This window comes from Mycolicibacterium sp. XJ662 (genome assembly GCF_053484035.1).
The window spans coordinates 676130-694581 of sequence record NZ_JBEFTL010000001.1; the positions used below are offsets into that span (position 1 = coordinate 676130).

Consider the following 18452-nt stretch of genomic DNA (forward strand, 5'->3'; position numbering starts at 1 on the left):
TTTATCCGCACGCCTTGAGCTGTTATCAACGGCGGCCGTACAGCGGCGTTGCGGCCGGCCTGCGAGGGGGCGCCTCCGTGCGACACCGAACGACTGCTCGAACCCAACTCGCCTAAGTGAGAAAAACGATATGACAAACCATGCCTGACATGCCAACTTAGTCGAGCCTAACTAAGTGGTGGCGCCCCGTTGGGCCGGTCAATTCCCCACGCCGCCATCGGTTTCGAACAGCGTTGGGCCGCTTCGGATTTCACTCTCCGCCCGGAAGCGGACGCGCGCCGCCGCACTAAGCGATCCTAACTTTTCCCAGGTATCACTATTTGCTGTGATACTCCGTTCACCACTGTACGCTGGGTGAACTCCATCACATAGTCTTTGCGAAAAGCCTAGTCAGATTCTTAGAGAACGGCTCGCACGCCGGCTTCGGGGGACAGATCCAGCCGTCGCAGCAGCTGAGCGTTGGCCGCCACCACCACCGTGGAGGCCGACATCAGCAACGCCCCGACCGACATCGGCATCACGAAGCCCACCGGAGCCAGCACGCCGGCCGCCAACGGTACCGCGATCAGGTTGTATCCCGCTGCCCACCAAAGGTTTTGCTTCATCTTGCGGTACGCGGCCTTGGACAGCTCGATCACCGAAAGCACCGACCGCGGATCGGAACTGGCCAAGATCACCCCGGCCGATGCGATCGCCACGTCGGTGCCCGCCCCGATCGCAATACCGACGTCGGCCTGCGCGAGCGCCGGGGCGTCGTTGACGCCGTCGCCGACCATCGCGACCTTGAGCCCCTCCGACTGCAGCGACGCCACCTTGGCGGCCTTGTCTTCGGGCCGTACACCTGCGAAAACGCGGTCGATGCCGAGTTCGGCCGCCACCGAGTCCGCGACGGCCTGCGCGTCACCGGTGATCATCATCACTGCGATGCCGAGCCGGTGCAGGGCGTCGACGGCTTGGCGGGACTCCTCGCGTACCTCGTCGGCCAACGCCAGCGCACCCACCGTCACCCCGTCGACCAGCACGTGCAGGATGGTCGCGCCCTGCTCACGCCACCGGTCGGCTTCGGGTAGCTCACGTTGACCGGCTTCGGAGAGCGTTCGCGGGCCCCCGACCTGTACCGTCTTGCCGTCGGCCGTCGCGCTGACGCCGACGCCCGGTAACGATGTGAAGTCCGACCAGGCAGGCACGGTCAGCTCGCGGCGACGCGCGGTCTCCACGATCGCCTTGGCCAGCGGATGCTCGGAGGCGGCCTCGGCGGCGGCGGCCAGCGCCACCACCTCGTCCTCGGAATGCCCGGGCGCGGCGGCCACGGCGGTCACCGTCGGCTCGCCCTTGGTCAGGGTGCCGGTCTTGTCGAACAGCACCGCACCGACCGTGCGCATGCTCTCCAGCGCGAGCCGGTCTTTGACCAGCACCCCGCCCCGCGCCGCGCGTTCGGTCGCGATGGAGACCACGAGCGGTATGGCCAGCCCCAGCGCGTGCGGGCAGGCGATCACCAGCACGGTGATCGTCCGGATCACCGATTGTTCGGGAACCCCGATGAAACCCCAGACCACGGCCGTGATCGCGGCGGCGCCCAGCGCGAACCAGAACAGCCAGCCCGCGGCGACGTCGGCGATCCGCTGCGCCCGCGACGACGAGTTCTGCGCCTCGGTGACCAACCGCTGGATCCCGGCGAGCGCGGTGTCGTCGCCGACCGCGGTCACCTCGACGCGCAGACCCGAGTCGGTGGCGACAGTGCCCGCGACCACGTGATCGCCCACGCCGCGGCGCACCGGCCGGGATTCGCCAGTGACCATCGACTCGTCGACGTCGGCAGCGCCGTCGGTGATCTCGCCGTCGGCGGGCACGCTGCCGCCCGGGCGCACGATCACCACGTCGCCGACCCGCAGTTCGGCCGGTGCGACGATCTCGACCCCGTCATCACCGACCACACGTTCGGCTTCGTCGGGCAGCAGGGCCGCCAGCGAGTCGAGCGCGGAAGTGGTCTGCGCCAGCGAGCGCATCTCGATCCAGTGGCCGAGCAGCATGATCACGATCAGCAGCGCCAGCTCCCACCAGAACTCGAGCTGGTGGTGCAGCAGGCCCAGGCTCGCGCCCCACGACGACAGGAACGCCACGGTCAGCGCCAGGCCGATCAGCAGCATCATTCCCGGTGTGCGGGAACGGATTTCGCTGACCGCACCGGTGAGGAACGGACGTCCGCCCCACAGGTACATCACCGTGCCCAGGACGGGCGACACCCATTGCGCACCGGGTACGTCGGGAAGGGAGTAGCCAAGGATCATCGCGAACATCGTCGACAGCCCGGCCGTCGGGATCGCGAGCACCAGCATGATCCAGAACAGCCGCCGGAACTGCGCGACGTGGTTCCCGTGATCTCCGTGGCCGCCGTGCCCGCCGTGTCTTTCGTGGTCACCGTGGCCGGTCGACGCGCCGTGACCGACGTGTGTGCCGTGCTGCGTCATGACGACACTATATACCCCTGGGGGGTATAGGGGGAACCGGGGCGGTCAGGCTGGACCCTGATGTCATATCCGCTGAGTACCCCGTTGGGCCGGTTCGGCGTCCAAAACTTCGAGGACGGGCCGCACCGCTGCGTGGCCGCGATCCCCGCGGGCGATGCGGTCAACCCGCTGACCGGCGCGCCGACGATCGCGCCGCTGGCGATGCTGGTGGACCACGCCGGGGGCCTGGTCAACCACCATCTTCGCGCAGCCGACGAGTGGACGGTGACCACCGAGTTGGCGTTGGAGTGCCGGCCCGAGGCGGTGGACATCATCGCGGCCGCGCCCGACGAACCGGTGGTCGCGACGGCCCGACCGTTCGGCCCCAAGGGCGAGGTGGCGTTGGCGCTGTGCGAGTTCACCCACCGCGACATCGCGCTGGCGACCGCCACCGTGCGTTCGTTTTTCATCAAGGCGCAGGACCGGGTCGCGGAGTTCCCCGACGGTCCCACCGGCCCGCCGCCGCCCGTCCCGCTCGCCGAGAAGATGGCGGTCAGCGTCGCCGAATCCGGCGGCGCCGCACACGTTCTGCTGCAGGCCGCCGATCCGGTGCTCAACAACAGCATCGGCGTCGTGCACGGCGGCGTGTCGGCCATGGCGCTGGAGATGGTGGCCGCGGCCGCGCTGAACAACGGCGGTGGCGACGAACCGTTGCGCACCGCGTCGCTGCGGGTGAACTTTCTGCGTGAGTTCCACAGCGGTCCCGAATGTCGTTATGTCGGAACGAGTTTGCGCGTCGGTCGCCGGACCGGTATCGCCGAGGCGCAGGCCGTCGGCGCCGACGGCAGGACCGCGATCATCGCCCGCGTCACGGCCTACCGGTGAAAAGCCGATAGCCCGACGTCATCGTGGACTAGCATCCGGACCATGCCAGCTCCCCCCGAAACCGGCGGTGGACTAGGCGGATTCATCCGACGCTCGGGGTATCTGCGCAAATGGCTGATCCTCGGCATCGCGATCGGCGTCATCGCCGGCCTCGGCGCGGTCACGTTCTATCTGGCCCTCGACTACGCCGGCCGCTTCCTGCTCGGCTACCTCGCCGGCTACGACATTCCCAAGCCGATCGGTGACGGCGGCGACGCCGGCTCGCCCGGATTCGACCGGCCGTGGGCGATCCCGCTGGTGACGTTCGGCGGTGCGTTGGTGTCGGCGTTTCTGGTGGCCAAGTTCGCCCCCGAGGCCGAAGGCCACGGCACCGACAGCGCGATCGAGGCGGTGCACACCGACCCGCGCGCGATCCGCGGCCGCGCCATCGTCGTCAAGACGATCGCCAGCGCGCTGACCATCGGCTCCGGCGGGTCCGGCGGCCGCGAAGGCCCCGCCGCGCAGATCTCGGCGGGTTTCGGGTCGCTGCTCACCCGCTGGCTCAACCTCTCCTACGAGGACGGGCGGATCGCGGTGTCGCTGGGCATCGGATCGGGCATCGGGGCGATCTTCGGCGCCCCACTGGGCGGCGCGGTGCTGGCCGCCTCGATCGTCTACCGCGAGGACTTCGACTACCAGGCGCTGATCCCCGGGTTCATCACCTCGGCGACGGCCTACGCGGTGCTGGGTTCGATCCTCGGGTTCGATCCGCTGTTCGGGTTCATGGCCGCCGACTTCCGCTTCGACCATCCGCTGGATCTGAGCTGGTACCTGGTGATCGGCGTCGTCGCGGCGTTCTTCGGATACCTGTACGCCAAGATGTTCTACGGCACCGTCGCGCTGACGGCGAAACTGCCCGGCAACAAGGTGATCAAACCGGCGCTCGGCGGCCTTGCCGTCGGTCTGCTGGCCCTGCTGATCCCGCAGATCCTGGCCAGTGGATACGGCTGGGCGCAGAAGGCCGGCGCCACCGACACGTTGATGGCCATCCCGTTGTGGATTGTGCTACTGCTGCCGCTGGCCAAGATCGTGGCCACCTCGCTGTCGATCGGCACCGGCGGTTCGGGCGGCATCTTCGGACCCGGCGTCGTCGTCGGCGCTTTCGTCGGCGCGGCGATCTGGCGGCTGGCGCACGACCTCGGCGCACCCGGGATTCCCGACAGCCCCGCCGTCTTCGTCGTCGTCGGCATGATGGCCTGCTTCGGCAGCGTCGCCCACGCCCCGCTGGCGGTGATGATCATGGTCGCTGAGATGACCGGATCCTTCGCCGTCATCCCGTGCGCGATGGTCGCCGTCGGCATCGCCTACCTGCTGATCCTGCGCACGGACGTGTCGATCTACCAGGCCCAGCGCACCGACCGGCGGAGCGACGCCGCCGTGCCCTGATGCTTGCTGGCCTGCACAATTTTGTTTGCGGGACGTCATAGCCAGGGACGACGGACGGTTTCTGATCAATTCGCTGAAGCCACTGTTGATCTTGGCTGTTCGTGTTTTAGGATATTGCTGACTACCGACGCAGCTGGCACACGAGGGGGGTTGCCAGCGCACACGCGGCCGATAGCCGCTCAAACGGTTGGCGACCGGGGTTTTGGGGGACCCCGGTCGCCAATTGTCTTTCGGTTACTTCTTCTTGGCGTTGCTGGCAGCGCTCTTCTCGGTGCGGGCGCCGCCGCTGGACAGTTGGCCGCCGGAGTTCTCCAGATGGGCCCGCATGAACCACTGGAATTTCTCCAGCTCGCCGGTGTGGTCGATGAGCATGTCCTGCGACACCAGGTCCAGCTCCTCTAACGTGTCGATGCACTTGCGGGTGTCCTCGATGACCCCGGTGTAGACGAGGTCGAGGGCCGCCAGGTGTGCCTGGGCGGTGTCGCGTGCCACGGAGTAGTCGTCCCAGGTGCGGTCCTTGATGATCGCCCCTGGCGTGCCCAACGGCGAATTACCCAACGCGGCGATGCGCTCGGCCGTTTCGTCGGCGTAACCGCGCACGAGCGCGACCTGCGGGTCGATCATCTCGTGCACGCCGATGAAGTTGGGTCCGACGACGTTCCAGTGCACGTGTTTGAGCGTCAGGTGCAGATCGTTGTACGTGCTCAGCTGCTTCTGCAGCAGCTCGGCCACCTTGTTGCCGTCGCGATCAGACAGGCCAGGAACGGTGTATTCACTCGGCATCGAAAAGCTCCTTTTGAAAGTCGTCGTCCGTAACGCGCCGAGTACCCACCCGGCGTGGCAGGTATGCGAGGTGTCGGCTAGATCGCACGTAGACGCGGGATGGCCTGGCGGGGGCCGAACCGCGGGAGGACCGCCATACCGCTGGCTTCCAGCAACCGCACGGCGCGGTGCCGGTGCGGGCGCAGCGGCGCGAGGAGTTCGACCATCGCGGCATCGTCGATCGGATGACCGAGCAGGCTCCAGCCGATCATCTTCGCGAGGTGAAAGTCACCGACCGACAACGCGTCGGCGTCGCCGAACGCGCGCTGGGCGGTTTCGGCCGCGGTCCACTCCCCAACCCCGGGAAGCGACGTCAGCGCGACGCGCGCCTGCTCGGGCGGGCGCGTGGCCAGCCGCTCCAGCGCGTCCGCGCGCTGCGCGCAGCCCACGACCGTGCGGGCGCGGCGCGGGTCGACGTTGGCCTTGTGGAACTCCCAGGATGGGATGCGCCGCCACACCGCCGCCGACGGCACCACCCGCAGGTGGGCGGGCGCGGGCCCGGGTGCGGGCGCGCCGTACTTGGTGACCAGCGTCCGCCACGCCCGGCGCGCGTCCTTGCCGTACACCCGCTGCTCGAGAACCGCGGGTATCAGCGCTTCGAGCACCCGGTCGGTGCGGCCCAGCCGCAGATGCGGCACCCGCCCATGCGCCGCGGCGATGGTCGGTTCCTCGGGCGCGAAATCGGAGCTGTCGTCGAAGGCGCCGAGCAGGGCGGGCAGCGTCTCGATGAACTCCGTTGCGCCACTTCCCCATGCCTCGCAGTCGACGGTGTCGGGTGCAGATTTGGCGATGCGGGCGGTGACCGGACCGCTGCGCATCAGGCTGGTGCGCCAGATGGCGCCGTCGGGGGCGTCGTGGTAGCACGGGTCGGCGCGGCCGCGGCGCAGCGGGGACAGCGTCAGTCCAGTGCTCACCGGCCCGTCGAAGACAACCCGGCGCACGACGCTGACCGAGCTGTGCACCGCTTCAGGTTAAGCGATGGTGACGTCGGCCTTGTCGGGATAGAACGCGACGTGGCCGGCGATGCGCGCGACCGCGGGGTAGGCGTCCGGGTAGGTCCAGACCGCGTCGTCGACGCGATCACCTGCCTCGGTGACGACGTGGTAGTAAGCCGCCTGCCCTTTGAACGGGCAGTACGTCTCGGTGTCGCTGGGCTCGAGCCGGCCGGAAACGACGTCGCCCTCGGGGATGTACTGCACCGGCGGGTACGTCGACTCCTGCAGGGTCAACGCCGCGTCGGTGTCGGCGATCAGTTCGCCGTTGACCCGGACCGTGACGTGTCTGCCGGTGGGCTCAATGGTGATCGGATGCGTTGCGCTGGGCTCCAGCACGGGGCGATCGGTCATGTTCTCACGGTGGCTACGATCGCGACATGAGTCAACACGGGCCGGCCTCCGCGGAGGCGTCGATCAGCATCAACGCCGACCCGTCGGCGGTGTACGCGCTGATCACCGATCTGTCGACGCTGGCGTCGCTGGCCGAGGAAACCCATGCGATGCAGTGGTCCAAGGGCGCAAGTGCGCAGCCGGGCGCGGTTTTCAAGGGGCAGAACCGCAACGGCGCCAAGACGTGGACCACGACCTGCACCGTGACCGACGCCGCGCCGGGGCAGACGTTCGCGTTCGACGTGCGCTCGCTGGCGGTGCCCGTCGCGCACTGGCGCTACGACATCGTCGCCGACAACGGTGGCTGCACGGTGACGGAGCGAACCTGGGACAGGCGGCCCGGTTGGTTCCGCAAACCGGCGAGCATGGCCACCGGCGTCAAGGACCGTGACAGCGCCAATGCGCAGCACATCCGGTTGACGCTGCAGCGGCTGAAGGAGAAGGCCGAAAGCGGACGGGCCCTCTGATGGCCGAATTACAGCGCCGCGGTTCGGTTTTCGTGTTGCCGCTGGGCGAGGACGAGAACCGTTTCCACCCGGATCGGTTGGCGCAGATCAACGCCGCGCTCGACGAGGTCGAGGCCGCCGACGGTCCGAAGGCCGTCGTCACCACGGGGGTCGGAAAGTTCTATTCCAACGGTCTGGACCTGGACTACATGGCGGCCAATCCCGGTGGCGCGGAGGCGAACCTGAGCGACGTGCACGCGTTGTTCGCGCGGGTGCTCGGCTTCCCGGCCCCGATCGTCGCCGCGGTGCAGGGCCACGCGTTCGCCGCGGGCGCGATGCTGGCGCTGGCGCACGATCTGATCGTCATGCGCAGTGATCGGGGCTTCTTCTGCCTTCCCGAAGTCGATCTCGGCATCCCGTTCACCGCGGGGATGAACGCGCTGATCCGCGCCCGGTTGCCGATCGCCACCGCGCACGAGGCGATGACGACGGGGCGCCGTTACGGCGGTGAGGACGCCCGCGAGGCCGGCATCGTCGCCGCCACCGCCGGTGAAGACGAACTGCTCGACGTCGCCGTCGCGCGCGCCGAGGAACGCGCGGCCAAGGCAGGCGCGGTGTTCGGCACGATCAAGGAGCGGCTCTACGCCGAGGTGATCGCCGAACTGAGGGCCAGCTAGCCATTAAGCGCCGAGTCTGAACTTACGCACGCGAATTCCGTAATTTGCGTGCATCAACTTCAGTTTCGAACCAGGCTCAGAACGCGTAGCGGTGGTATTGCGCCATCCGTCGCAGCGGCGGCGCTGCCCGCATGACGTTGCCGACTGCGCGGTAGTACCAGGGCACCTCGTCGAAGGTCGGCGAGTCGAACGTGGACACCCACGCCAGCAGCCGCACTCCCGGCACCGCGTCGAGTATGTCGACGGGTCCGTCGATGCCCCAGTGCAGGGTCGCGCCCGCGCGGCGCACCACCGCGTTCATCCACTGCGCCCGGATACCGAGCCGGCTGAACGCGTCGAATTGCAGTTCGCCGGAAGGGAATCGGCCGACGATGCGGCGCAGCAGCGCGATCCCGCCGCCCGGCTGCAGGTACATGGTCAGGCCCTCGGCGACCATCAACGTCGGTCGGTCCGAAGGGATGTCGGCCAGCCATCCCCGGTCGGTGACCGAAGCCGGAACGACATGATAGTGGTCGCGGCCCGGGTAGAGCGCTCGGCGCAACTCGGCGACATCGGGGTAGTCGATGTCGTACCACTCGACGCCGGGTCCCGGGTCCAGCCGAAACACGCGGGCGTCCAGGCCGCAGCCCAGGTGCAGCACGACGGCGTCGGGATGCACAGCGAGGAACTGCCGAACCCAGATGTCGAAGTGTGCGGTGCGCATGGTCACCGACGCCGAATTGGCTTTGGTGATCGTGGTTTTCGACCAGTCGTAGTCGATGCGGTCGACGATCTCCTTGGCGAATCGGTCACCGAGGACCGGGTTCGGCAGATCGGCGTCGAGCGCCTTGGCGTAGAACGTCGCCAACATGGTCTGCGGTGCGCCGGTCAGGTCGGCCCGCAGTTTCTCAGCCACGCGTCAACCCGCCTTGCTGGCCCGCCTGGCGTCGCAGGCCCGCCCAGAACCGGGCTGCTTCCCGGATGGACTCCTCGACCGGCCTTGGCTGCCAACCTAATTCACGTCTGGCCTTGCTGCAGTCGACCGGCGCCTCCGCGCGCATCAGCCGCAACGAGTTCAGCGACAGCTTCTCGTCGGTGCCGCGCAACCGGGCCTTGACGCTGCCGATCGTGGCCAGCAGGTAGGCCACCGGAAGCGGGATGGACTTGGTGGGTGGCGGCATGCCGGCCGCCTCGGCGGCGATATTGATCACCTCGGCGTTGCTGATCATCTTCTCCGAGACCAGGTAGCGCTCGCCGACGCGGCCATGCTCGGCGGCCAACAGCATCGCGCGGGCGGCGTCTTCCACGCCGACGGCTTCCAGTTCGATGCCGCGCAGCACGAACGGGATCTTGCCGAACGCCGCCCCGGCGATGAGCGCACCGTGGGGGGTACGGCCCCAGTCCCCGCTGCCGTAGGTGGTCGACACGCACATCGCCACCGCGGGCAGTCGCTGCTCGCGGGCGTAGGCCAGCACCATGTTCTCGGCCTGCACCCGCGAGCGCACATACGCGGTCAGCCCGCGCTCGGAGACGATGTCGTCCTCGTCGGCCACGCGGCCGCGGCGCCGCCCGACCGTGGCGTAGCTGCTGGTGTAGACGAACCGTCGCAAATCGGCGTTCTTGGCGATCTCCAACACGTTTCGGGTGCCGTCGACGTTGGTGCGAAACAGCGGCGCCGGATCGCGCAGCCAGCCGCGGGTGTCCACGACGCAGTAGTAGACGTCGTCGCATCCGGCCATCGCCTCGCGCAGGGTGTCGTTGTCCCAGATGTCGCCGAGGAATTTCTCGACGGGCAGGTCGTCGATGCCGATCGTGTTGGCGGTCGGGCGCACCATCGCGCGCACCTGGTGGCCGTCGGCGACGAGCAACCGGGTGACGTGCGAGCCCAAAAAGCCGTTAGCGCCGATGACGAGCTTGGGTGCCGCGCTCACGCGCCGCCGCCGTACTTGCGCATCCAGCTTCGCGCCTCGTCGGGCAGCGTGCCGAGTTCCTCGGCCTTGCGGCACCACTTCGACGCCGCCCTGGCGAACCGCAGCGGGTTGTAGATGTCCTCCTGACGGCTCCACAACCCGTCGCCGGCGTAGGTGAGGATTGAGATGTTGGTGGCGCTGATGACGGTGCCGTCGCCGGGGTCGCGCATCGGGTTGTCGAGTTCGCAGATGATGCGGGCGGTCGGTTCGTCGATCACCGTCCACAAGGCGGGAAACGACGTCATCTGGTTGCCGGGGAAGCTCTCCATCGTCTTCCAGATCCAGGCGCGCACCTCTTCGCGGCCGCGCATCCGGCCCGCGGCGTGCTCGACGTAATCGATGTCGGGGGTGTACTGCGCAACCCACGGATCCCAGTCGCGGGTCTGCGCGGCGCGATCCACGGTCGCCTCGAATTGTTCAAACGCTGCAGCCAGTTCGTCACGGCTGAACACCTTGCCGGTCACGTCAAAACTAGAACACGTTCTATTGGGTTTGTCGAGCATCAGTAGACGCTGAGCACGCGACGCGCGCCGACCGGGTGCTGCAGCGGCACCTCGAGCGTGCCGAACACCGCGATCTCGATGCACGCGCGGCCGACCGCCTCGGGCACGATGCCGCCGCGAAGTTCGACGGTGACGGTGTCGGGGGTTTCGTGTGCGGTCGCCGTCACGCCGTAGCACTGCGGGGTGCCGGTGGTGAAGTGCAGCGCCAGCACGTCGCCGGCGCCGACGCGGGTCCAGGACTCGACGGGCATCGGATGCGGGTCGACGATCGCCGGGTTGTCGACGAAGGGCACCCCGGGCCGCGGCGGCATCTCGGGAGGTGCCAGGGTCGTCGGCTCGGCCGTCGCCGTCGGCGCAAAACAGGTGGCCAGGGTGACCAGGGCCGCGCACACGGGGGTCAAAAGGCGCATCACCTCACGGTAAGCGACTACCCGCTCCGGTTGCGTCGTGCTGCGAAGAACATGACCCCGGCACCGACGAGCACGACGGCACCGACGGCGGCAACGGTCAGCGTCCACACCCGCCGATCCTCGAGTTCCATCCGGCACAGTTCTTCGTAGTCGGGGTTGGTGATGACTTCATCGAGTACCGGGATATTGGCCCCGCCGAAGTCGGTGGCAGCGCGCGCCGCGGTGAGGTCGGGGAAGATCGCGCTGCCGCATTCGACGTCCTCTGGACCGACGTTGACCGGGTTGAGCAGCCCCATCGCGCCGACCAACACGGCTGCGGTGCCCAACAACAAGAGCAACCATCGCAGTAGCTTCATGGCTGATGCTTACCCGGGGCTGCAGACTTCATACGTGCGCCGGAAGATCTCGGCGTGGACGATGGTTGTAGAAGGGCACCACAGACTCAAGGAGAAAAAGCGTGACCACTACGCAAAAGGCCATCCTGGCCGGCGGTTGCTTCTGGGGCATGCAGGACTTGATCCGCAAGCAGCCCGGCGTCGTCTCGACGCGAGTGGGCTACACCGGCGGGGAGAACGCGAACGCCACCTACCGCAACCATCCCGGCCATGCCGAGGCCATCGAGATCGTCTACGACCCGGCGCAGACCGATTACCGGGCGCTGCTGGAGTTCTTTTTCCAGATCCACGATCCGACCACCAAGAATCGCCAGGGCAACGACGTCGGCACCAGCTACCGCTCGGCGATCTTCTACCTCGACGACGAGCAGAAGCAGGTCGCGCTGGACACCATCGCCGACGTCGAGGCCTCAGGGCTGTGGCCGGGCAAGGTCGTCACCGAGGTGACACCCGCCGGCGACTTCTGGGAGGCCGAACCCGAGCACCAGGATTACCTGGAGCGCTACCCCCACGGCTACACCTGCCACTTCCCCCGGCCCGACTGGAAGCTGCCCAAGCGGGAGAAGGCCACTCCCTGACGCCCTAGCCCCGGCGGTGCACGATCATGCGCCCGCCGTTCTTCGGGGTGAACGCCACGCCGCGGGAGTGCCACTTCTCCCCCGGCGCCGACGTGGTCTCGAGCACGAAGTGGCGCAGCACGGTGCGCAACACGACGTCCATTTCGACGTTGGCGAACGCGGCACCCACACAACGACGGGTGCCGCCGCCGAACGGGATCCACGCGAACATCGGCGGGCGGTTGCCGAGGAACCGCTCCGGGTCGAACCGCTCCTGCGCCGGGAACTCGTCGGTGCGCTCATGCATCAGCAGGATGCTGGTCATGACCGAATAGCCTTGCGGGATAACCCATTTCCCGAGCTCGAAGGTCGGCGAGTAAACGTGACGGCCCGCGAAATCGATGATGGTGCGGTTGCGTTGAACCTCGAGGATGGTGGCTTGGCGATACGCGTTGTCGTCGGTGTCGACTTCCTCGACGAGCTTGGCGAGCACCTCGGGGTGGCGGGTGATCCGCTCGAACGCCCACGCCAGGGTGGCCGCCGTCGTCTCGTGGCCCGCGGCCAGCAGGGTGAGCAGCTCGTCGCCGATCTCGCGGCGCGTCATCGCCGTACCGTCCTCGTAGGTGCTGCGCAACAGCAGCGCGAGGACGTCGTTGCGGTCGTCGAAGCACGGGTCGGCGGTCACTTCGTCGATGAGGCGGTTGATGACCTCGTCGTACTGGCGGCGGTACTCGGCCAGCCGGCCCCACGGGCTGAAGCGCCCGTATGTCCGTTTCGGCGTGGGCAGGCTGACGAGGCGGGAGCCGAGGGTGACCCAGGGCGGGATGATGCGGCGCAGGTCGTCGAGGCGTTCACCGTCGGCGCCGAACACGGCCCGCAGGATCGCGTTGAGCGTGATGCGCATCATCGGCTCGAGCGTCTCGAACGCCTGACCCTCCGGCCAGTTCACCGACTCGCGCAGCGTCTCCTCTTCGAAGATCTTCTCGTAGTTCTTGATGCTCTTGCCGTGGAAGGGCGGGGTGAGCAGCCGGCGCCTGCGGCGGTGCTCGGCGCCGTCGAGCGCGAACACCGAACCCGGGCCGAGCACCCGCGACAGGTTGGGCTGGATGTTGCCCAGGTCGTCGGGGTTGGCGGTGAACACCTGCTTGGCCAGTTGCGGGTCGGCGACCACGACCGTGCGCCCGAAGATCGGGATGTTGAGGGTGAACACGTCGCCGTAGCGACGGATCATTTCATGCACGGTCCAGCGGCGGTTGGCGATGAACACCAGCCCCTGCAGCGCCTTCGGAAGCCGCGGCCCCGGCGGCAGATTCACCGCGCGCAGCGGGGTGGCGGGTGCTTCGACGGTCGATGATTCGCTCATGATCACTCCCAGCCGGCTCTTTGGTACAGCCATGTACCGCAGGTGTGTGTAGTACGGTACCGCTTGGTACCAACGACCGCAAGAGATCCGGGGAGGCGATATGACGACCGCGCTCGACGGTGCGCCCGATTCGCGCCCCACCGTGCAGTTCCGCGACCGCCTGCTCGACGGGATGGCGGCGTCGATCACCGAACGTGGCTACCGCGACACCACCGTCGCCGACATCGTCCGACACGCCCACACCTCCAAGCGCACCTTCTACGAGCAGTTCCCCAGCAAGGCCGAATGCCTGATCGAGTTGCTGCGGCGCAACAACGAGACGCTGATCGCCAGCATCCGCGCCGCGGTGAACCCCGAGGACGACTGGGCCGAGCAGATTCGCTGCGCGGTCGACGCCTACGTCGGGCACATCTCGGAGCGAACGGCGGTGACGCTGAGCTGGATCCGCGAAGCCCCCGCGTTGGGCGACGTCGCGGCGCCGTTACATCGCCAGGCCATGGAGCATCTGACCGACATGCTGGTCGATCTCAGCGACAGCCCCGGGTTCCGGCGCGCGGGGCTGGCACCGGTATCGCGTCCGCTCGCGCTCATCCTGCTCGGCGGGTTGCGGGAGTTGACGGCGCTGTTCGTCGAGGACGGCCGCGATCTGCGCGGCATCGTCGAGCCGGCATTCACCGCGTCGACGGCAATCCTCGGCCCCTAAGTCTTTGGCTGTTGCGTCGAGACTGCGGTCAGCCCAGGATCAGCCGCGCGGACTTCTCCAGCCGCTCGGCGATGTCGGTGTAGGACGCGTAACCCATCCCGGCGCGCACCAACGCACCCGAATACAGCATCTCCAGCGAATCGATGACGTCCGGGTCGACGTCGGCGTCCAGCGCGGTGGCCAGGCGCCGGCGGAGGTCGCGGCCGATGCGTTGGCGTAGCACCTCCACGTCGGGATCCTTGCCGAGCAGCGCGGTGGTCACCGCGCCGGCGAACTCGGGCTCGTCGGCGACCAGCAACGCGATGTGGCGCAGCACGTCGATGACCCGCGCCGCCGGATCCGTCGATTCGTGCGCCGCCGGCGGCGAGGTGGCGAGCCGACGCCAAAACACCTCGGCGACAAGGTGTTCCTTCGACGAGAAGTAGGTGTAGGCGGTGGCCGCTCCGACGCCGGCCTCCGCCGCCACCCGGCGCACGGTCAGCGCGGCAAACCCGTCGCGGCACAGCAGCTCGAGCGCGGCGCGACCGAGACGTTCGACGGTGTCGGCCTGCTTGGCGGTCAGACGGCGGCGAGTCCCCTCGAGAGCCGTGTCGGACACATGTCCGGACGCTACTACAACGCCCCTGCACCAGCAACGATCCGACACGATAGGTTGGACGCGATGAGCAACACCGACACCGCCCTTCCGCCGCCCGTCGCACGCCTTTTCGCGCTCGCCGAGCAGGTCACCGGTTTCATGCCCGCCGACGAAGGCCGCGCCCTCTACGACGCCGCGCTGCGGTACCTCGGCGACGGCGTCGGCGTGGAGATCGGCACCTACTGCGGCAAGTCGACCGTGATGCTGGGCGCCGCGGCGCAGCAGAGCGGCGGCCTGCTCTACACCGTCGATCACCACCACGGCTCCGAAGAGCACCAGCCCGGCTGGGAGTACCACGACACATCGATGGTCGACCCGGTCACCGGACTGTTCGACACACTTCCGACGCTGCGGCACACACTCGACGCGGCCGGCCTTGACGAACACGTCGTCGCGATCGTCGCGAAGTCCCCTGTGGCAGCGCGGGGTTGGCGCACACCGCTGAGGTTGTTGTTCATCGACGGTGGCCATACCGAGGAGGCCGCGCAGCGCGACTTCGACGGCTGGGCCAGATGGGTCGACGTCGGCGGCGCGCTGATCATCCACGACGTGTTCCCCGACCCCGCCGACGGTGGGCAGGCGCCGTACCACGTCTACCGTCGCGCGCTGGACACCGGCGACTTTCGTGAGGTGTCGGCCACCGGGTCGATGCGAGTGCTCGAGCGTATCTCCGGCGCGCCGGGCGAGGTGCTCTAGCGCGTTACCGGTCGCTGGTCGCGCAGGCGCAGTCGTAGTCGCTTTCCAGCCCGCGCGGCAGGTGGGTGCCGCGGAAGATGCCGCTGGCCGCGGTGGTGCGCGACAGCGCGTCGGCCGCCAGAATCACCGCCGCGCCGGTCCAGGTGGACCGCTCCACCGGCCACCGTTTGCCGTCGGCATAGACCAGACCTGTCCAGTAGGAGCCGTCGTCGTCCCGTAGGTGCTGCATGGCGCTGAACTGTTCATGGGCGCGGACGGTATCGCCCATCCCGTCCAAAGCCATTACCAGCTCACAGGTTTCGGCGCCGGTCACCCAGGGTCGGTCGTCGACGCAACGAATGCCGAGGCCCGGGACCACGAAGTCGTCCCACCGCTCGGCGATGCGGGCGCTGGCCTGCGCACCACGCACGGCGCCGCCTAGCACCGGGTAGTACCACTCCATCGACCACCGGTCCTTGAGCACGAACAGGTCCTGGTGGTGGGCGATCGCGTGACCGAGTCGGCCGACCGCCACCTCCCATTCCGGCTGGGGCTCGTCGAGGTAGTCCGCCAGCGCCAGCGCGCAGCGGATGCTGTGGTGGATGCTCGCGCAACCGGTCAGCAACGCGTCGGGCTCCAGCCCGGATGCGCTTCTGGCCCATGAGATCTGGCCGCCATCGAGCTGCATGTCGATGACGAAGTCGATGGCCTTGCTCACCACCGGCCACATGGTCTCGGCGAATCGGCGATCCTGCGTGATCAGCACGTGGTGCCAGACGCCGGTGGCGATGTAGGCGCAGAAGTTGCTGTCGCTGTTGACATCTTCGACGACGCCATTGCGGACCTGCAGCGGCCAGGAACCGTCGGCGCGCTGGTTGAACCGGCACCAGTCGTATGCGGCGCGGGCCGGTTCGAGCAGACCTGCCGCGCTCAGCGCCATCGCGTTCTCGACGTGGTCCCACGGATCGGTGTGGCCGCCGTCGAACCACGGGATGGCGCCGGAGGGTTCCTGGATTGCGGCGATCGACTCAGCGGTCTGTCGGCACTGCGTGGGCGTGAAGACACCGCACACACCGGGCACGTCGGCGAGATCATCCCGCAGCAACAGCGACCCCCGGCTTCTGAAAGTACAAAGCCACGCTCTTCCCGATCAGCGGGTTGAGCACCGACTCCGCGGTGCGGGTGAGCCACGGCTGGCTGACCATGTCCCAGACCAGCAGCCGGTGATACGCCGCGACCGCCGGATGATCCGAGTTCTCGGTTCCCACAGCACATTTCAGCCACCAGAACGGCGAGTGCAGCGCGTGGGCGTGGTGGGTGTGGGTGTGCTTCAGACCGTGGGCCAGCACCTTGTCGCGCAGCCTGTCGGCATGGTAGATCCGCACATGGCCGCCCTCGTTGGCGTGGTACTCGTCGGACAGGACCCAGCAGATCTTCTCGGGCAGCCAGCGCGGCACCGTGACCGCCAGGGTGCCGCCTGGAGCCAGCACCCGCACCAGTTCGGCGATCGCGCGGTCGTCCTCGGGAACGTGCTCGAGAATCTCCGAGGCGATCACGCAGTCGAAAGTGCCGTCGGCGTAAGGTAAGTCGAGCGCATCGCCCTTGACGGCCTCAGCCTTGGCCGTGGCGGGAACCTCGCCCTGCTCGCGCATCGCGGTCAGGATTTCGTCGACGTCGTTGAGGTCGGATGCGCTCTGGTCGAACGCGATGACGTCGGCGCCGCGTCGATACGCCTCGAAGCTGTGCCGCCCCGCACCACATCCGACGTCGATCACCTTGGTGCCTGCACCGACACCGAGCCGGTCGAAGTCGACGGTCAGCATGCGCCGACCCGCTCACACGCCCGCTCGTAGACCGCAACCGTCTGCGCCGCAACCGATTCCCAGCTGAACACCTCCAGTGCGCGGCGACGGCCCGCGGCGCCGAGCCGGCGCAGTTCCTGCGGTGAGTCCAGCAGCTCGCCGAGCACCTTGGTCAGCTCGTCGACGTCGGCGGGCTGCACCAGCCTGGCGCATTCACCGTCGGCGCCGACCACTTCGGGCAGCGCGCCGGCGCGGCTGGCCACGATCGGGGTGCCGCTGGCCATGGCCTCCACCGCCGGCAGTGAAAAACCCTCGTAAAGCGAAGGGATACAAGCGACTTCGGCCGAGGCCAGGAGGTCGGCAAGTTCTGCGTCGGACAACCCGCTCGAGCTGTGCACGATGTCGGAGATGCCCAGCTCGGCGATCAGCTTCTCGGTGGGCCCGTTCGGCTCGAGCTTGGCGACCAGCTGCAACTCGAGGTCGCGTTCGACGCGCAGCCGCGCGACTGCGTGCAGCAGGTGGCTGACGCCTTTGAGCGGCACGTCGGCGCTGGCGATCGCGATGATGCGGTTGCGCACCCGGTGTTGCGCCGGTTTGAACATTTCGGTGTCCACACCCAGCGGCACTACGTGCAGTTGGCTCGGCGCGACGCCGAAGTCCTCGGCGATATCGGCCGCCGACGTCGACGACACGGTCAGGATCTCGGGGATCTCGCGGGCGACCTGCTTCTGCATCTCGGCGAAGCCGTACCAGCGGCGCACCAACGGCTTGCGCCACCACTTCGCGGCCGCCACGTCGAGCACCTGATCGCGGGTGATCGGGTGATGCACCGTGGCGACCACCGGAAGACCCATCTCGGCGATCTTGCGCAGTCCCGTGCCGAGGCACTGGTTGTCGTGCACGACGTCGAAGTCCGCGAGGCGCTCGGCGAGGATCCGCGCGGCGCGCAGGCTGAACGTGCGCGGTTCTGGAAAGCCTGCCGTCCACGTCGTCAACAGCTCGAGCAGATCGATTCGGGTCTTGATCTCGTTGGGCCACGGGATGCGGAACGGATCGGGCTCGCGATACAGATCCAGGCTGGGCACCTTGGTCAGCCGGACCCGCGGATCGAGCCCGTCAGGGTAGGGCTGACCGGAGAACAATTCGACCTCGTGGCCCAACTCGGCCAGGCCGCGGCTGAGATAGCGGACGTAGACCCCCTGTCCGCCACAGTGGGTCTTGCTTCGGTACGACAACAAAGCGATGCGCATGCTCAACTCACGACGATGCGCTGCAGCGGAAAAATCCGAGGTCGGCGGCTAGGACAGAACGTGTCACGCAACAACTCCGAACCCTCTGGACATGTGTCCAGACTATAGTTTGACGGGCTAT

General features: G+C 68.0%; 21 protein-coding genes. 7 read left to right on the forward strand and 14 right to left on the reverse strand.

Annotated features, from left to right (window positions below; all coding sequences use genetic code 11):
• Positions 1 to 398: 398 nt before the first annotated feature.
• A complete protein-coding gene (locus tag ABQE93_RS03065; RefSeq protein ID WP_448405792.1) occupies positions 399 to 2468 on the reverse strand; it encodes a heavy metal translocating P-type ATPase in 2070 nt (689 codons plus the stop codon).
• A gap of 60 nt (positions 2469 to 2528) precedes the next feature.
• On the opposite strand from ABQE93_RS03065, the gene ABQE93_RS03070 reads away from it, so the two are divergent.
• Both ABQE93_RS03070 and ABQE93_RS03075 read left to right on the forward strand, forming a co-directional pair.
• Positions 2529 to 3332 carry a PaaI family thioesterase gene (locus tag ABQE93_RS03070; RefSeq protein ID WP_448405793.1) on the forward strand — a complete coding sequence of 268 codons (804 nt, stop codon included), beginning with the start codon at positions 2529 to 2531 and terminating at the stop codon, positions 3330 to 3332.
• A 42-nt stretch (positions 3333 to 3374) separates the two neighbouring features.
• Positions 3375 to 4757, forward strand: coding sequence for a chloride channel protein (locus ABQE93_RS03075; protein ID WP_448405794.1), 1383 nt, complete (start codon positions 3375 to 3377; stop codon positions 4755 to 4757).
• A 234-nt stretch (positions 4758 to 4991) separates the two neighbouring features.
• On the opposite strand, the gene ABQE93_RS03080 is transcribed toward ABQE93_RS03075, so the two are convergent.
• The 3 genes from ABQE93_RS03080 to ABQE93_RS03090 form a co-directional block, all read right to left on the reverse strand.
• Positions 4992 to 5540, reverse strand: a complete 549-nt coding sequence (locus tag ABQE93_RS03080) for a Dps family protein (RefSeq protein WP_448405795.1) — start codon at positions 5538 to 5540, stop codon at positions 4992 to 4994.
• Between the two features lie 77 nt (positions 5541 to 5617).
• Positions 5618 to 6541: a DNA-3-methyladenine glycosylase family protein gene (locus tag ABQE93_RS03085; RefSeq protein WP_448405796.1), complete on the reverse strand. Its 924-nt coding sequence runs from the start codon at positions 6539 to 6541 to the stop codon at positions 5618 to 5620.
• 9 nt (positions 6542 to 6550) lie between these two features.
• A complete protein-coding gene (locus tag ABQE93_RS03090; protein WP_448405797.1) occupies positions 6551 to 6925 on the reverse strand; it encodes a DUF427 domain-containing protein in 375 nt (124 codons plus the stop codon).
• Positions 6926 to 6951: 26 nt separating this feature from the next.
• Here ABQE93_RS03090 and ABQE93_RS03095 point away from each other — a divergent pair, with 26 nt between their 5' ends.
• Together ABQE93_RS03095 and ABQE93_RS03100 are read left to right on the forward strand one after the other, a co-directional pair.
• On the forward strand, positions 6952 to 7431 hold the full coding sequence (locus tag ABQE93_RS03095) for an SRPBCC family protein (RefSeq protein ID WP_448405798.1): 480 nt from the start codon (positions 6952 to 6954) through the stop codon (positions 7429 to 7431).
• Positions 7431 to 8087 carry an enoyl-CoA hydratase-related protein gene (locus tag ABQE93_RS03100; protein WP_448405799.1) on the forward strand — a complete coding sequence of 219 codons (657 nt, stop codon included), beginning with the start codon at positions 7431 to 7433 and terminating at the stop codon, positions 8085 to 8087. Before ABQE93_RS03095 ends, ABQE93_RS03100 begins: the two co-directional genes overlap by 1 nt.
• A gap of 76 nt (positions 8088 to 8163) precedes the next feature.
• Here the strand turns inward: ABQE93_RS03100 and ABQE93_RS03105 are convergent, their stop codons facing one another.
• The 5 genes from ABQE93_RS03105 to ABQE93_RS03125 are packed head-to-tail and all read right to left on the reverse strand — an operon-like array spanning position 8164 to position 11305.
• Entirely contained in the window at positions 8164 to 8982 is an 819-nt protein-coding gene (locus ABQE93_RS03105; RefSeq protein ID WP_448405800.1) for a class I SAM-dependent methyltransferase, read from the reverse strand.
• Entirely contained in the window at positions 8975 to 9997 is a 1023-nt protein-coding gene (locus ABQE93_RS03110; protein WP_448405801.1) for an NAD-dependent epimerase/dehydratase family protein, read from the reverse strand. The genes ABQE93_RS03105 and ABQE93_RS03110 overlap by 8 nt, the downstream gene beginning before the upstream one ends.
• Complete coding sequence (locus tag ABQE93_RS03115) at positions 9994 to 10500, reverse strand: nuclear transport factor 2 family protein (protein WP_448405802.1); 507 nt, start codon at positions 10498 to 10500, stop codon at positions 9994 to 9996. The genes ABQE93_RS03110 and ABQE93_RS03115 overlap by 4 nt, the downstream gene beginning before the upstream one ends.
• A 38-nt stretch (positions 10501 to 10538) precedes the next feature.
• Complete coding sequence (locus tag ABQE93_RS03120) at positions 10539 to 10949, reverse strand: hypothetical protein (RefSeq protein WP_448405803.1); 411 nt, start codon at positions 10947 to 10949, stop codon at positions 10539 to 10541.
• Positions 10950 to 10966: 17 nt separating this feature from the next.
• The gene (locus ABQE93_RS03125; RefSeq protein WP_448405804.1) at positions 10967 to 11305 is read right to left on the reverse strand and encodes a hypothetical protein; all 339 of its coding nucleotides are present in this window, start codon (positions 11303 to 11305) and stop codon (positions 10967 to 10969) included.
• A gap of 149 nt (positions 11306 to 11454) precedes the next feature.
• Here ABQE93_RS03125 and msrA point away from each other — a divergent pair, with 149 nt between their 5' ends.
• On the forward strand, positions 11455 to 11922 hold the full coding sequence (gene msrA, locus ABQE93_RS03130; RefSeq protein WP_448406505.1) for a peptide-methionine (S)-S-oxide reductase MsrA: 468 nt from the start codon (positions 11455 to 11457) through the stop codon (positions 11920 to 11922).
• Between the two features lie 4 nt (positions 11923 to 11926).
• Here the strand turns inward: msrA and ABQE93_RS03135 are convergent, their stop codons facing one another.
• Positions 11927 to 13264, reverse strand: a complete 1338-nt coding sequence (locus ABQE93_RS03135; RefSeq protein WP_448405805.1) for a cytochrome P450 — start codon at positions 13262 to 13264, stop codon at positions 11927 to 11929.
• Between the two features lie 100 nt (positions 13265 to 13364).
• Here ABQE93_RS03135 and ABQE93_RS03140 point away from each other — a divergent pair, with 100 nt between their 5' ends.
• Complete coding sequence (locus ABQE93_RS03140; protein WP_448405806.1) at positions 13365 to 13967, forward strand: TetR/AcrR family transcriptional regulator; 603 nt, start codon at positions 13365 to 13367, stop codon at positions 13965 to 13967.
• A 28-nt stretch (positions 13968 to 13995) separates the two neighbouring features.
• Here ABQE93_RS03140 and ABQE93_RS03145 read toward each other — a convergent pair whose 3' ends face one another.
• Positions 13996 to 14565, reverse strand: a complete 570-nt coding sequence (locus ABQE93_RS03145; RefSeq protein WP_448405807.1) for a TetR/AcrR family transcriptional regulator — start codon at positions 14563 to 14565, stop codon at positions 13996 to 13998.
• Positions 14566 to 14628: 63 nt separating this feature from the next.
• Between ABQE93_RS03145 and ABQE93_RS03150 the strand changes: the two genes are divergently transcribed.
• Entirely contained in the window at positions 14629 to 15300 is a 672-nt protein-coding gene (locus ABQE93_RS03150) for a class I SAM-dependent methyltransferase (RefSeq protein WP_448405808.1), read from the forward strand.
• A gap of 4 nt (positions 15301 to 15304) precedes the next feature.
• Here ABQE93_RS03150 and ABQE93_RS03155 read toward each other — a convergent pair whose 3' ends face one another.
• Genes ABQE93_RS03155 through ABQE93_RS03165 form a run of 3 tightly spaced genes read right to left on the reverse strand, consistent with a single transcriptional unit; the run spans position 15305 to position 18331 of the window.
• Positions 15305 to 16384, reverse strand: a complete 1080-nt coding sequence (locus ABQE93_RS03155) for an MMP endo-(1,4)-3-O-methyl-alpha-D-mannosidase (protein ID WP_448405809.1) — start codon at positions 16382 to 16384, stop codon at positions 15305 to 15307.
• Entirely contained in the window at positions 16371 to 17102 is a 732-nt protein-coding gene (locus tag ABQE93_RS03160) for a class I SAM-dependent methyltransferase (RefSeq protein ID WP_448405810.1), read from the reverse strand. The genes ABQE93_RS03155 and ABQE93_RS03160 overlap by 14 nt, the downstream gene beginning before the upstream one ends.
• Positions 17096 to 18331 carry an MMP alpha-(1->4)-mannosyltransferase gene (locus ABQE93_RS03165; RefSeq protein ID WP_448405811.1) on the reverse strand — a complete coding sequence of 412 codons (1236 nt, stop codon included), beginning with the start codon at positions 18329 to 18331 and terminating at the stop codon, positions 17096 to 17098. The genes ABQE93_RS03160 and ABQE93_RS03165 overlap by 7 nt, the downstream gene beginning before the upstream one ends.
• Positions 18332 to 18452 lie beyond the last annotated feature (121 nt).

Excerpts from the sequence above, each read along its gene's own strand:
- ABQE93_RS03135 (WP_448405805.1), bottom strand. The coding sequence starts at position 13,264 with ATGAGCGAATCATCGACCGTCGAAGCACCCGCCACCCCGCTGCGCGCG.
- ABQE93_RS03095 (WP_448405798.1), top strand. The coding sequence starts at position 6,952 with ATGAGTCAACACGGGCCGGCCTCCGCGGAGGCGTCGATCAGCATCAAC.
- ABQE93_RS03100 (WP_448405799.1), top strand. The coding sequence starts at position 7,431 with ATGGCCGAATTACAGCGCCGCGGTTCGGTTTTCGTGTTGCCGCTGGGC.
- ABQE93_RS03075 (WP_448405794.1), top strand. The coding sequence starts at position 3,375 with ATGCCAGCTCCCCCCGAAACCGGCGGTGGACTAGGCGGATTCATCCGA.
- ABQE93_RS03165 (WP_448405811.1), bottom strand. The coding sequence starts at position 18,331 with ATGCGCATCGCTTTGTTGTCGTACCGAAGCAAGACCCACTGTGGCGGA.
- ABQE93_RS03080 (WP_448405795.1), bottom strand. The coding sequence starts at position 5,540 with ATGCCGAGTGAATACACCGTTCCTGGCCTGTCTGATCGCGACGGCAAC.
- ABQE93_RS03125 (WP_448405804.1), bottom strand. The coding sequence starts at position 11,305 with ATGAAGCTACTGCGATGGTTGCTCTTGTTGTTGGGCACCGCAGCCGTG.
- ABQE93_RS03090 (WP_448405797.1), bottom strand. The coding sequence starts at position 6,925 with ATGACCGATCGCCCCGTGCTGGAGCCCAGCGCAACGCATCCGATCACC.
- msrA (WP_448406505.1), top strand. The coding sequence starts at position 11,455 with ATGCAGGACTTGATCCGCAAGCAGCCCGGCGTCGTCTCGACGCGAGTG.
- ABQE93_RS03070 (WP_448405793.1), top strand. The coding sequence starts at position 2,529 with ATGTCATATCCGCTGAGTACCCCGTTGGGCCGGTTCGGCGTCCAAAAC.
- ABQE93_RS03120 (WP_448405803.1), bottom strand. The coding sequence starts at position 10,949 with ATGCGCCTTTTGACCCCCGTGTGCGCGGCCCTGGTCACCCTGGCCACC.
- ABQE93_RS03065 (WP_448405792.1), bottom strand. The coding sequence starts at position 2,468 with ATGACGCAGCACGGCACACACGTCGGTCACGGCGCGTCGACCGGCCAC.
- ABQE93_RS03140 (WP_448405806.1), top strand. The coding sequence starts at position 13,365 with ATGACGACCGCGCTCGACGGTGCGCCCGATTCGCGCCCCACCGTGCAG.
- ABQE93_RS03150 (WP_448405808.1), top strand. The coding sequence starts at position 14,629 with ATGAGCAACACCGACACCGCCCTTCCGCCGCCCGTCGCACGCCTTTTC.
- ABQE93_RS03160 (WP_448405810.1), bottom strand. The coding sequence starts at position 17,102 with ATGCTGACCGTCGACTTCGACCGGCTCGGTGTCGGTGCAGGCACCAAG.